Origin of the sequence: Vibrio metoecus (assembly GCF_009665255.1) — a bacterium.
Lineage (GTDB): Bacteria > Pseudomonadota > Gammaproteobacteria > Enterobacterales > Vibrionaceae > Vibrio > Vibrio metoecus_B.
Genome location: NZ_CP035686.1, coordinates 91,997 through 105,167, shown reverse-complemented (window position 1 = coordinate 105,167; position 13,171 = coordinate 91,997). Strand labels below are relative to the sequence as shown.

Genomic DNA, 13,171 nt, shown 5'->3' with positions numbered 1-13,171 from the left:
GCCCTGCAGAAATTTCATTGATTACTAAAGAAAAATATGAAATCAATCACACATAAAACCACAAATAGCCACCTACACTTTAAGTCACTTGATGCTGTCGAAATGACGGAACTCACTGATCTGCATTTTCTTTATGGCAACCTGACTAATATCGACTAGCATTAATTTAGACTTAGCTAATATAGATAAAGCTTAAATCCATTAGGGGGCAACCATGAAAAGAACCATAGTGATCGGTGCAGGCTTAGGGGGAATGTCAGTCGTTTACGAGTTACGACAAAAACTCCCAAAAGATCATGAAGTCATATTGATCAATGAACACAACGAGTTTCACTTTATTCCTTCCAACCCTTGGGTTGCCTTAGGGGAAAGAACCAAAGAACAAGTGGTTTTGGATCTCACCCCTTACGCTAAAAAATTCAAAATCCCTTTTAATCCAACAGGGGTTACGCAAATCTTGCCCGATGAAAAGACCCTACTCGCGGGTGATGGTACCCAATATAGTTACGATTATCTGGTCATCTGCACTGGCCCTAAACTGGCCTTTGAAACTGTTCCGGGGGCAGGACCAGAAACGGGTTATACCCAGTCCATTTGTACTGTAGATCACGCCGTAAAAGCCTATGAAGCTTATCAAGCGTTAATCGAAAACCCCGGCCCGGTATTGGTTGGGGCAATGCAAGGCGCGAGCTGTTTTGGTCCTGCGTACGAATATATCCTGACCTTAGAGAGCCAGTTACGTAAACTGAAAATCCGCGACAAAGTTCCGATCACCTTTGTTACGAGCGAACCGTATGTCGGCCATATGGGGCTAGGTGGCGTCGGCGACTCGAAAGCACTGATGGAACATGAGTTCCGCGACCGTGGTATCAAATGGATTTGCAACGCTCGAACCACGAGTTTCGATCCCGATACCGCACACTTTGAAGAGCTGAACCGTAAAGGCGAAGTGGACTTTGAACACCATCTGCCGTTCAAAATGGCGATGTTCTTACCGCCTTTCAAAGGTTCTCCCGCGATTGCGGCGGTGCCGAAACTGTGTAACCCAAAAGGTTTTGTCTTCACTGATGAGTTCCAATGTAATCCGACCTATCGCGATATTTTTGCCGCTGGGGTTTGCGTTGCCATTCCTCCGTTAGAAGAAACCCCAGTCCCTGTCGGAGCGCCCAAAACCGGCTTTATGATTGAATCCATGACCACCAGTATTGTGGAGAATATCCTCAGTCTGGAAAGAGGCGAGCCGATGTCCACTCGTCCAACCTTGAATGCGGTGTGTCTTGCCGACATGGGTGACAAAGGGGCTGCTTTTGTGGCGCTACCACAAAACCCACCACGCAATACCAACTGGACCTCGATGGGGCAATGGGTACACATCGCGAAAATCGCCTTTGAAAAGTACTTCATTTATAAGGTCAAACACGGCACCAGTGAACCAATTTACGAAAAATACATCATGGGTGCGGTAGGAATTCATCGAACAAAATAGCAATGAGTTGTCCTCAACTTGAGGCGGCATTTCGCCGCCTCCTTTTTTGTCCGTTTTTTGTTCACTTTTTCCATTTCGCCTCTATTCAATTTTTTCTCGTCAGTTATAATTCGCCGACTTTTTAGACCCCGCTCACGTTCTCTGTTGCCTGCATCTGCAACATCGAATCGGCGGGCGAATAAACACAATTAGGTAGCACACAGAGCAATGACAGTTCAGACTTTTACGCCAAATCAAACCACGACTCTGGAAACGGCGAAAAAAACCATCGCAGAGCAAAGCCAAGGCAGCCAAACGACTGGCAATAAAATTGGTTTTGTTTCCTTAGGTTGCCCCAAAAATTTAGTGGATTCAGAACGCATTCTGACCCAACTGCGCACCGAAGGTTATGAAATCGTCAACAGCTACCACGATTCTGATGTGGTGATCGTCAACACCTGTGGTTTTATCGACAGTGCGGTACAAGAGTCTTTGGATACCATTGGCGAAGCGCTGAAAGAAAACGGCAAAGTGATTGTGACGGGCTGCCTCGGTGCGCGTGAAGATGAAATTCGCCAAGTGCACCCGAATGTGCTCGGCATTACAGGCCCACACGCTTACCAAAACGTGTTGGAGCACGTACACCAATACGCACCAAAACCAGCCCATAACCCGTTTACCAGCTTAGTGCCAGATCACGGTGTAAAACTGACACCAAAGCATTACGCCTACCTCAAAATTTCTGAAGGCTGCAACCATCGCTGTACTTTCTGCATCATTCCATCGATGCGTGGTGACTTAGTCAGCCGCCCAGTGGGTGAAATTATTGGTGAAGCGGAACGCCTGAAAAACGCTGGCGTGAAAGAGCTGCTCGTGATCAGCCAAGACACCAGTGCTTACGGTGTGGATACCAAACACAGCTTAGGTTTCGCCAACGGTTCTCCGGTGCGCCATAACATCAAAGCACTGAGTGAAGAGCTGGGCAAGATGGGCATTTGGATTCGTCTGCACTACGTTTACCCTTACCCACATGTGGATGAAATCATCCCATTGATGGCTGAAGGAAAAGTGTTGCCTTACTTGGATATTCCATTCCAACACGCCAGCCCACGCGTACTAAAAATGATGAAACGTCCGGGGCAAGCCGAACGTACTTTAGAGCGCATCAAAAAGTGGCGTGAGATCTGTCCAGAACTCGTGATCCGCTCCACCTTTATCGTAGGCTTCCCGGGCGAAACTGAAGAAGATTTCCAAATCCTGCTCGATTGGCTGAAAGAAGCACAACTCGATCGCGTGGGCTGCTTTAAGTATTCGCCCGTTGAAGGCGCAGCAGCAAACGAGATTGAAGACCAGATCCCAGAAGACGTGAAACAAGACCGTTTCGAACGTTTTATGCTGGTGCAGCAAGAGATCAGTGCCGCCAAACTGCAAAAACGCATCGGCAGCACCATGCAAGTGCTGATTGATGAAGTCGATGAAGAAGGCGCGATTGGCCGTACTTACGCCGATGCACCGGAGATCGATGGTTTAGTTTACCTCAACGGTGAAACCAACCTGAAACCGGGTGAACTGGTTAACGTTGTGATTGAACACGCCGATGAATATGACCTGTGGGGCAGCGTACTGCACGAAGCGCAGTAAGTTCACGCCATCAACTTAAGAAACTAAAAAGGCTAGCGCACGCTAGCCTTTTGTTTATCAAAAATGCCACTTTCTAGCGACGGCGGCGCCAAACACCAAGCCCCAATAGGCCAAGCAGTGCGCCTAAACCTAATGAACCACCGTAGATGTTAAGCTCCAGTACCGCAGGATCATGATCAGAGGCGCGGAATTGATCCTTGTATTTCGGCAGGTTGCCTTTGAACTCATCGTTGTAGTCAAACAAGGTCGATTCTGCACCGTTAATATGCCAATCGGTCGCATCCACGACTTTGTGTTTAAGGCTTGGACTGACTAACAGATGATCCAGCGCGCCGACTTCATCATTAAATGAGTAGCTCCAACTGTCTGGATGTTTGATGGCAACTGCGTTGAGATAGCCGTAGCTGTGTTTAATCTCTGCGCCTGCATCTCCAAACTGCTCCACACCGGCAATGTAGGTATTGCGTGCTGCACGAATGGTTTTGCCGTATTTCTCTGGTGTGTAGTCCGTCAGCACCAGCATAGGATCTTCCATGCCGTACGAGTTCATATCACCGAGAATCACTTTATGCCCATCGATTTTCGCCAGCGCATCACCCAACGCTACCGCGGCGGCGACGCGGAAGTTTTCACACGCACCTTGGTAATCCAAATCTTGTCCTGCTTGTCCGCCTTGTTCAACGGGCGCGGCATCTTCCCAACACGCTGATCCTTTGGACTTGAGGTGATTAACCGCGACGGTGATTTTCTCGTTGCCACCTTTGATTTTAAAGGTTGGGGCAAGCGTATCACGCTGATAGTTTTTGCCATCTTCAATCACTTTACCATTGGTATCTACCACCTCTGGTGCTTGCTGGCTTGGCATTGGGATGACACGATTTTGCGCCAACTTCACCACTTTATCGCGGTAGATAACACCTGTGGTGATCACATCGGTACCCAGTGAATCGGCAGCATCGGTTTTGCCATCGCCATTCGAATCAATCGCCACAAAGCGGTAATGTTTTTTCTTATCCGCGATTTGGCTATTGATCTGATTAACCAATTGCGCAATCGCCGAACCTTCACCAAAGCCGTTGTTCTCAATTTCCATTAAACCCACGATATCGGCATCCAAACGGACAATCGCATTCACAATCTTGGCTTGCTGCACTTCAAATTCAGCCAGATTGTTGGCGCCACGGTTATCACCATGTTGATTCGCATCGCCACCAAACGGCGAGTTGAAGTAGTTGAGTACGTTGAAAGTGGCAATGCGCAGATCGCCTTCATCCATATCCGGCTTAGCTTGACGCGGTGCGTTATGCACCAGATTTTCTGCCGAGATGGTGTTGGTCACAATCAGGCGATATTCGTTATAGCTGTAGCTCACAACCCCTTCGAGTCCTGAAACCGTATCATCAATTCGGATATAGTCTTCGGTTGAACCATCTTGATCGACATCAGTACGACCAAATGTCGGGTAATACGGAATTTGCCCATCAGGTGCTTTGGCATCGGATTCCACAAACAAGCGGCGCTGCGCGTTATCCAACTTCTGCTGCGAAGCTTGCTCTGAACCGGCTGGATGCTGCTGGTTTGGCTGCATGTTGATGCGGCCTTGTGCCAGCACCATGTTGTTACGGCGCGAATCATAGTCATAACCAAAGGTGCGAGTCACACGCATATCCAGCTCAGGCGTCGTTTTTACCAACATACCTTCGTAACGCTCTAGCGTCTGAGCAAAGTGTTCATCCGAAGGCAGGATCTCGATGGCTTGTGCTTGTGGGGCAGCTTGCTGGCCTTGTTTCACCCACTGATTGTTTTCCGCTTTGAGCTGCGTCAGGTTGTAATATTCCTGCACTTTGCCCTTCACGCACACCACATCGCCCGGAGCTAAGTCAGAACTGCTTTGGTTGGTAAACACAAACAGCCCTTCTGAGGTGTTCGGGTTGTAGTCATCTTCCAGCGCTTGCAGATAAAAGCCTTTAGTCAGTCCTGTCGTTACTGCACTCACCACACCTTTTACAAAGAAATCCTCATTGGTGATGTAGGGATAACCTTGGATATAGGGAGAAGTGCTGCCTTCACCTTGGATTTCTTGGATGGTGGTAAAGCTTGGTTCTCCACCATCAACCGTACAATTGAATGCGGTAGGTGGTGTGCTGGTATCAAGCGCGCCCAGACCATCAATATTGTCTTTGCCTTGGGTAGCCCAATCGGAAGCTTGGTAAGTGGCGCTTGGGGTGAGTGTAGTTCTGGCGAGCGTATTGTCTTTCGCGAAATCTGCACCGCCCATACTGCCGACCACGTCATGCACCGAACCATGGCTATTGAGCAGCGCAATCGGATCATTGCCATTAAAGTTGACTACCGTATTGTTGGTGATATCAGCGGTCGCAAGAATCGCACTGTTGGCGCTACCGTGGGCAATCACCAGCACATCGCGTGCCGCAATCACTTGCCCATCGAGCGGTAAAGTTTTATCCCACGTGCCGCTGCCGTTGGTCGACATCGCCAGTTGATAGCCATTTAGGCTCACGGCTTGATCGGACGTGTTGGCAATTTCAATTGCTTTATTGAAGCTGCTGCCTTCAACGTATTGAGAAATCAATAGGTCAGCGTAAGTTGGCGCAACTAAGCCAAAGCTAATAGCCAGAGCTAAAGTCGAGCGGGTTAAATTCGGGGTTGATCTCATTTCCATGATGCACCTTATCCTCCCTGCTTAGTGTTAATTGGTAAACAGGGTGTGTTGAGTCACTGTTTAGTATTAAAGCAAAACCACTTTGCGCGATGAGTGTTGCTGTTTTTCATGCAACACGGAAACATTCAGCATTCATATCGAGACATCTATCTCATCAATAGAGCAAATACTTGAATCAATCGCAAAGTTTCAACAAGCAGAGTAAATGGGCTTTACAACCATCAGATTTCAATAGGATTAAAATTTCACTTCACTTGGTGAAGCAAAATTCACAGCGAGCAAAAGGAATTAGTGAGCGAGTGGTAAAGAGAGGTAACGGTCAAACACGGTTTGTGCATGTCCCGTTTTTTGAGCATTGAGAAAGTACTGGTTCAAGCCGTTGATCAAAGGCGAAGCATTCGGCAAGCTGCGCCGAATCTGCACATGATACTGCTTATTTTTACCCAGCGAATGATGGATGATTTGGCGCTGCAGCACATAAACTCCTAGCTGAATACCACCATAAATCGGTTCAATTTCGCTAATAAACCAATCACAGCGTTCTTTTTGTAACATGTTCAGCGCTTGTTGAACTGAATTTAAGTACAACGAAGGTGCTCTTGATAAGGCAAATCGCTCATAGTTAAATCCGTTTACCCCACACAAGACCCCACTGTCTTTTGACGACTGTAAATCCTTTGTTTGCTCGGGCAAGGTGAAATACCCAAGTTGTATGGTGTAAAGCGGCACAGAAAAATAGCTATAAACTTCTCGTTCTGCTCGATGGCTTGCATCCCAAGTTAGGTCACAGCGGCCACTATCGTGGGCCAGCTCATGCTGGATACGCGCCCATGGCATAAAGTTTATTTGATAATCAATATGCTGAGCTTGTAACGCTTCCAACACCAACGTGGTGGCAGAGCCAGTTAATGATGCCACTTTCTCTTGATCTGATTCGCCTTGCCAATAGGTAAAAGGTGGCCAGACATTCATGTCACCCACGCAAATCCGCAGCGGCTCAGCCCAAGCATTCTGAGCAATACCAATCAAAAGCCATAACCAAAGTTGTCTCATCCACCAAACTCGTCACAGTTGCAATGCTGTAAAGTGTAGCCTTCAATCCTTCAAAACGGGGAAATCAGCCAAGTGCTTATCCCATAAAAATAAAGCTAGGAAACCTAGCTCTATTTTTATTCGGATTATAGTGCTGCCCACAACGCTTAAGGGCGAGCCACAAAACCAACGGCTGTATACACTTTTTTCAGGGTTTGCAGTGCTTTTTCCGAGGCTTTTTCTGCACCATCACGCATTACGCTGTTCAGGTATTCACGATCATTACGAATACGATGGTATTCCGCCTGAACAGGCTCAAGCATAGCGACAATCGCCTCACCCACATCTTTCTTGAATGGGCCGTACATTTCTACGCCTGCGTACTGAGCTTCGATTTCGGCGAAAGTTTTACCTGTCGCTGCAGAATAGAGTCCCATCAGGTTCGCGATGCCCGCTTTGTTTTCAACATCGTAAGCGATACGCGGTGGGGTTTCCGCATCGGTCTGCGCTTTATTGATCTTCTTGATAATCGACTTCGGATCTTCCAACAAGGTGATCACGTTTTTGCGGTTATCGTCTGATTTGGACATTTTCTTAGTCGCATCTTGCAGACTCATTACCCGCGCATTCACAGTTGGGATGTAAGGCTCAGGAATGGTAAAAATCGGTTGCTCTGGGCTGTAGATATTGTTGAAACGGGTCGCGATATCGCGTGCCAGTTCCAGATGTTGTTTCTGATCGCTGCCCACTGGCACTTGGTGCGCGCCATACAGCAGAATATCCGCCGCCATCAGCACCGGATAACCAAACAAACCCGCATTCACATCGTTAGCATAGCGTGCAGATTTATCTTTAAACTGAGTCATGCGGCTCAGCTCACCCATTTGGGTGTAGCAGTTCAAAACCCAACCGAGTTGAGCATGCTCAGGTACGTGTGACTGAACAAATAGCGTGCTCTTTTTCGGGTCAACGCCAACCGCGAGACAGATAGCCAAAGCATCCAATGTCGCTTCATGCAGTGCTTTCGGATCTTGACGAACCGTAATCGCATGCAAATCCACCACACAGTACTGGCAGTCATAATCGTCTTGCATCTGTTGCCATTGACGTAGAGCACCCAAGTAGTTACCGATACTTAGTTCACCTGACGGTTGAACACCACTCAATACAATGGGTTTGCTCATGGGTTTGATTTCCTTGAATGAAATTGAAATTACACAAAACAAAGTGACAAAAACCGCGCACGGAATCGGCGCGGTTCAAGCAGTGTACTCATTAACGAGTATTTTACTAGTATGAACGGCAACTTTTACGCCGAAACGAGCACCACTTCAAGCAGAGTACCAATGTCATCAGAAACGAAGTCTGGCTCTGCATTGGCAATCGGTTCACCGTGGTTGTAGCCATAGGTTAAACCGAAGGAATAACACCCAGCATTTTTTGCCGCCAGAATGTCGTTTTTCGAATCTCCGACCATCAACATTTGCTCAGCGTTCAACTGATGTTTCTCTAATAACCAATTCAGCGCCATCGGATCCGGCTTTTTATTCGGGAAGGTATCGCCGCCAATCACATCACTGAAAAAGTGCGCGATGCCGTGTTGCTTTAGAACATCTGGCACAAATTTAGAAGGCTTATTGGTCACGAGCGCCAGAATAAAGCCCGCTTGGTGCAGCTCTAAAAGCGTGGTTTTAACATTAGGGTACAGGTGGCTTAGTTTGTGCCCTGTTTGTTCATAAAACTCATCAAACAGGTGGCGCGCTTGTGCACGCAATTCTTCACTTAATTCAGGATTGATCGTTAAGCTCTGGCTGAGTGCGCGCGCAATCAACACATCGGCACCGTTGCCGACATAATCACGCACTTGCGCTTCACTTACCGCAGGGTAACCCACCGCACGTGCGGCTTGATCCGCCGCTACCGCTAAATCTGGTACGCTGTCGAGCAGCGTACCATCCAAATCAAAAGCAATTAATTTTATGGATTTCAAAACACGATCCTAAATCAGATTAAATTTTGGCTTTCGCCAGTTCAGCACGCATCTGCTCAATCACCGCTTGGTAATCAGGCTGACCAAAAATCGCCGAGCCTGCCACAAACATATCGGCACCCGCTTCCGCAATTTCTCGGATATTCTCCACTTTCACGCCACCATCAATTTCCAAACGAATTTGACGCCCGCTTTGCTTGATACGTTCACGCACCGCGCGCAGTTTATCTAAAGTATGTGGAATGAAAGATTGTCCGCCAAAGCCTGGGTTCACCGACATCAGCAAAATCAAATCGACTTTATCCATGATGTAATCGAGATGGTGCAGAGGTGTCGCAGGGTTCAGTACCACGCCCGCCTGACAGCCGCACTCTTTGATCAGTTGTAAAGTACGGTCCACGTGCTCTGAGGCTTCAACGTGGAAAGTGATCATGGAAGCGCCAGCTTTGGCAAAGTCCGGAATGATGCGATCCACCGGCTTCACCATTAAATGCACATCAATCGGTGCCGTAATGCCGTAATCGCGCAGGGCTTTACAAATCGGCGCGCCAAACGTCAGGTTCGGTACGTAATGGTTGTCCATCACATCGAAATGCACCACATCCGCACCAGCGGCCAGTACCTTGGCAACGTCTTCACCTAAACGAGCAAAATCTGCGGAGAGAATGGATGGAGCAATGAGAAAATCTTTCATACCGACCTCATGTGAAATGGAATGCGAGCTGAACACAATGTGGCCGCCATTCTACCTAAGCTCGAGATGAGATCCTAGCGTACAACTTACAGCTAAGCGGTGAAATCTGCCGCTTAGCCCACAAGATTACGCTTGCGATGAAAGATGAGGAGTGAAGAGTGCTAATAGCTCATCCACTTTATTACGCCCAGCACCATTACGACTGATGGTACGGTTAGCTTTGACCACATTGAGCTGCGCGCCGCGATACAAACGGCGAGTATGGGTAGTATCGTGATTGGAAATCAGCACCGAAATTCCACGCTCTTTGGCGGTTTTCTCGGCGATATCGGCTAACGCCGCTTGATCGTCTAAGGTAAAACCGTTGCCGGCATAAGAGGTAAAATTGGCCGTAGTCGACAGCGGTGCGTAAGGTGGATCGCAATAAATCACGCTATCGCTTTGCGCGCGAGCGAAGGTTTCACCATACGACGCGCAAATAAAGGTGGCACGCTGCGCTTTTTCAGCAAAAAACTCGAGTTCTTGCTCTGGGAAATAGGGTTTTTTGTAAGAACCAAAGGGGACATTGAAACCGCCTTTTTTGTTGTAACGGCACAGGCCATTAAAACCAAAACGGTTCATATACAAGAAAGCCAAGGAGCGAAACATCACATCATCGCTTTGGTTAAACTGCTTACGAATGTCGAGATAGGCTTCTTTGCGGTTATTTTCCGGCACAAACCAACGTTTAGATTCTGTGATATAAACCTGTGGCTGTACTTTCAGCAAATTGTAGAAATTGATCAGATCCGGATTGATGTCCGCCAGCAGATAACGCTCGAAATCGGTGTTAAGAAAAACCGAACCAGCGCCAACAAAAGGCTCCACGAGCTCACACGCCTCAGGTAGATGACGTTGAATGTCTTCTACTAGGCTATATTTACCCCCAGCCCATTTCAGAAAGGCACGCTGCTTTTTCATCTACTGCTCTAATCTTTCGCCACAAAATAAGGCTGCGGAATGTAACATATTTTTCAGTGAAGCTCAGGTTTATTTCTTACGCTCAATTTCCCGCTGTACTTGGCTAAGCGATTTTGCCCAAGGGCCAAGTGCTTGTAACGGTGCAGAGAGTTTTTCTGAAGCATCACGCGCCATTTGGATGGTCGGATAATTGCCCATGGTGACAATAAACCACTCAACCTCATTGCGTTGGGTTGGGTAGATATACACTTTATTTTGCAGCTTATGTTCATCAAGAAAGGCTTGAACATCCTGCATCGAATTCATGGCCGCTAACTGCAAAGTGTAACTGCGCGGTGACATGGCTTTTAGCTCATCACGCGCAAAAGAAAAACTCACCGGTTTAGACTGCGATGCTTGAGCAGGAGCGGTTTCTAACGTCTTGGTTTTCAACTCAGTCACCGCTTGCGTTGACTCAACGACGTTATTGATCGCTGACGTATCGGTGGCCTCTGCTTTGCCTTGCAGCAACGCGTCCACGACATCGGAATTGATCACTACGCGCTTACCATCATCCTCAATACCAACACTAGCGGTCGTATCGACCACATCTGGTGGTAAAGCGGCCGTATCATCATCCGCCCCACTTCCTTGACCATGAGTTGCTGAACCAGACTCACCATTGGCAGCATTGCCCTCTTGAGTAAGATCACCCGCACTGGCATTTGAATTGAGCGTTGGAATCGCCGTTTGCTCACCGGTAGCGTTTTCTGTGGTCTGCATCTCTTCCGGAACCGGTTTAGAGAGTAACCACCAGTAGCCACCACCAAGTAGCAACAGTAGTAGCAACACAACCAGAGCAATATTAAACGGTGAACCGATGATCGAGCGGATCACCACCCGTTTTTCATTTTTCGTTTCCGCCAACGCCATAATTTCCCCCGGTAATGGATTCACTTTTTTATAAGCATTACGCACTTTACGCTCAAGTTGTGGATCAACATAGCGCATGACTCGATTTTCGAATAAACGATCCGCTTCATCTTCGGAGAGCATCTCAATTTCTAAATCGACCGGCTTATGTTCTTGCCCATAACTTAGACGCGTCAGCAAAGCATCCAGACCATTGTCTTGAGCAAACAACACCACATTGACGTTCCAACGCGGGTTGCTTTGTGCTTCTAACACCAACATCCACAACTCAGACACCAATGATTCGGATAACAGATGCGCATCATCGACCACAATCGCGATATCACAGCTTTGCTCCTCAAACAGGCGAGTAAAACTCTCAGCTAATGAATCTTTCGGGTTATATAATGGCTCAGAAAAAAGCTGTGACAAGATAGTGACACGGCGTTGCTCATCATTTTGATTCGGATGACACATGAGTAACGACTGGTTTTTATCTTGTGCCCAACCCTCTAAAAAGTGCTGTGCTAGCCAAGATTTACCCGCGCCTTGGCGACCACAAACATTCACCAAGTTAGAACCAAAGCGGGTCAGCAATTGCAACCGCTCCAGTAATTCAGTTTGAGACTCTAAATCCAGTTCATGTGCCAAACTCATCGGGCCATCCTATGACAATTGTCAAAATTCAAAATGATTCGCAAAAACCTAGTTTATACCGTGCGGCAGAACTCAATGGCTTGGGCAATGATCGCTTCTGGTACACCTTTCACCACTTCAGAAGTACCGATGCTAGTCGGTAACACTAAACGCAGTTCACCCGCCAAGACTTTTTTGTCACGCATCATGTGTTGCATGAAATCGGCAAAGGTCATGTCGTCCGGCGTGCAGATAGGCAGTTGTGCTTTTTTCAGTATAGCCACGATGCGCTCAAACTGAGCCTGATCGATAAAGCCTTGTAATTGAGCAGTTTTCGCCGCCATTACCGTACCCGCAGATACGGCTTCACCGTGCAACCAATTGCCATAGCCCATGTGCGCTTCAATCGCATGCCCAAAGGTATGACCGAGATTGAGCAGCGCTCGGATCCCAGATTCCTTCTCATCTTGCGCCACCACATCAGCCTTGATCTGGCAACAACGTGCAATCGCGTAAGTCAACGCTTGCTCGTCCAACGCATACAACGCATCCATATGCTCTTCTAACCAGTAGAAAAACGCTTGGTCGTAGATGATGCCGTACTTGATCACTTCCGCCATGCCAGCGGCAAACTCACGCTTAGGCAAAGTGGCTAAGCAGTGGGTATCAATCACGACCGCTTTAGGTTGATAGAAAGCACCAATCATATTCTTGCCAAGAGGATGATTGACAGCGGTCTTCCCTCCAACCGATGAATCAACTTGTGATAACAAAGTGGTCGGCATTTGGATGAAATCAACACCACGTTGATAGCAAGCGGCAGCAAAACCGACTAGGTCACCAATCACACCACCACCGAGGGCTATGACTACCACATCACGGCTGTAATTGTGCTCAAGCAAAAAACTCAGCACCGTGTTAAAGGTTTCTAGGGTTTTGTATTGCTCGCCATCGGGCAGTTCCAGCAGCGCGTGCTGACAGCCTAACTGATCGAGTAAAGAGAGGATAGAAGCAGCATACAGAGGGGCAACCGTTTGATTGGTAATGACCACAACTTTCTGTTTTGCTGAGAGAGGAAGAAGGGCCGGATTGGTAAACAATCCGGCACCGATTGAGATTGGGTAGCTACGTTCACCGAGGTTGACCGTAATCCGCTCCATGGTTTTGCACTCCAATTCG

The 13,171-nt window shown here is 47.8% G+C and carries 10 protein-coding genes; 2 read left to right on the top strand and 8 right to left on the bottom strand.

Annotation, left to right across the window (positions count from 1 at the left end):
* Nucleotides 1-214 precede the first annotated feature (214 nt).
* Both EPB59_RS00470 and rimO read left to right on the top strand, forming a co-directional pair.
* Nucleotides 215-1,486: an NAD(P)/FAD-dependent oxidoreductase gene (locus tag EPB59_RS00470; RefSeq protein WP_154171306.1), complete on the top strand. Its 1,272-nt coding sequence runs from the start codon at nucleotides 215-217 to the stop codon at nucleotides 1,484-1,486.
* Between the two features lie 207 nt (nucleotides 1,487-1,693).
* The gene (gene rimO / locus EPB59_RS00465) at nucleotides 1,694-3,106 is read left to right on the top strand and encodes a 30S ribosomal protein S12 methylthiotransferase RimO (RefSeq protein WP_000218151.1); all 1,413 of its coding nucleotides are present in this window, start codon (nucleotides 1,694-1,696) and stop codon (nucleotides 3,104-3,106) included.
* Between the two features lie 73 nt (nucleotides 3,107-3,179).
* Here rimO and xds read toward each other — a convergent pair whose 3' ends face one another.
* The 8 genes from xds to aroB form a co-directional block, all read right to left on the bottom strand.
* Entirely contained in the window at nucleotides 3,180-5,789 is a 2,610-nt protein-coding gene (gene xds / locus EPB59_RS00460) for a GlyGly-anchored extracellular endonuclease Xds (RefSeq protein WP_154171305.1), read from the bottom strand.
* Between the two features lie 288 nt (nucleotides 5,790-6,077).
* Nucleotides 6,078-6,842: a substrate-binding periplasmic protein gene (locus tag EPB59_RS00455; RefSeq protein WP_055064347.1), complete on the bottom strand. Its 765-nt coding sequence runs from the start codon at nucleotides 6,840-6,842 to the stop codon at nucleotides 6,078-6,080.
* Between the two features lie 146 nt (nucleotides 6,843-6,988).
* Nucleotides 6,989-8,005, bottom strand: coding sequence for a tryptophan--tRNA ligase (gene trpS, locus EPB59_RS00450; protein ID WP_154171304.1), 1,017 nt, complete (start codon nucleotides 8,003-8,005; stop codon nucleotides 6,989-6,991).
* 125 nt (nucleotides 8,006-8,130) lie between these two features.
* Nucleotides 8,131-8,811, bottom strand: coding sequence for a phosphoglycolate phosphatase (locus EPB59_RS00445; RefSeq protein ID WP_154171303.1), 681 nt, complete (start codon nucleotides 8,809-8,811; stop codon nucleotides 8,131-8,133).
* A gap of 19 nt (nucleotides 8,812-8,830) precedes the next feature.
* Entirely contained in the window at nucleotides 8,831-9,505 is a 675-nt protein-coding gene (rpe, locus tag EPB59_RS00440) for a ribulose-phosphate 3-epimerase (RefSeq protein WP_000651339.1), read from the bottom strand.
* Between the two features lie 126 nt (nucleotides 9,506-9,631).
* Nucleotides 9,632-10,465 carry a Dam family site-specific DNA-(adenine-N6)-methyltransferase gene (locus EPB59_RS00435; RefSeq protein ID WP_154171301.1) on the bottom strand — a complete coding sequence of 278 codons (834 nt, stop codon included), beginning with the start codon at nucleotides 10,463-10,465 and terminating at the stop codon, nucleotides 9,632-9,634.
* Between the two features lie 69 nt (nucleotides 10,466-10,534).
* On the bottom strand, nucleotides 10,535-12,013 hold the full coding sequence (locus tag EPB59_RS00430; protein ID WP_055051281.1) for an AAA family ATPase: 1,479 nt from the start codon (nucleotides 12,011-12,013) through the stop codon (nucleotides 10,535-10,537).
* Between the two features lie 53 nt (nucleotides 12,014-12,066).
* On the bottom strand, nucleotides 12,067-13,152 hold the full coding sequence (gene aroB, locus EPB59_RS00425) for a 3-dehydroquinate synthase (protein WP_195707019.1): 1,086 nt from the start codon (nucleotides 13,150-13,152) through the stop codon (nucleotides 12,067-12,069).
* Between the last annotated feature and the right edge of the window lie 19 nt (nucleotides 13,153-13,171).

Coding starts and splice junctions, on each gene's coding strand:
- EPB59_RS00470 (WP_154171306.1), top strand. CDS start 215: ATGAAAAGAACCATAGTGATCGGTGCAGGCTTAGGGGGAATGTCAGTC.
- rimO (WP_000218151.1), top strand. CDS start 1,694: ATGACAGTTCAGACTTTTACGCCAAATCAAACCACGACTCTGGAAACG.
- xds (WP_154171305.1), bottom strand. CDS start 5,789: ATGGAAATGAGATCAACCCCGAATTTAACCCGCTCGACTTTAGCTCTG.
- EPB59_RS00455 (WP_055064347.1), bottom strand. CDS start 6,842: ATGAGACAACTTTGGTTATGGCTTTTGATTGGTATTGCTCAGAATGCT.
- trpS (WP_154171304.1), bottom strand. CDS start 8,005: ATGAGCAAACCCATTGTATTGAGTGGTGTTCAACCGTCAGGTGAACTA.
- rpe (WP_000651339.1), bottom strand. CDS start 9,505: ATGAAAGATTTTCTCATTGCTCCATCCATTCTCTCCGCAGATTTTGCT.
- EPB59_RS00435 (WP_154171301.1), bottom strand. CDS start 10,465: ATGAAAAAGCAGCGTGCCTTTCTGAAATGGGCTGGGGGTAAATATAGC.
- EPB59_RS00430 (WP_055051281.1), bottom strand. CDS start 12,013: ATGAGTTTGGCACATGAACTGGATTTAGAGTCTCAAACTGAATTACTG.
- aroB (WP_195707019.1), bottom strand. CDS start 13,152: ATGGAGCGGATTACGGTCAACCTCGGTGAACGTAGCTACCCAATCTCA.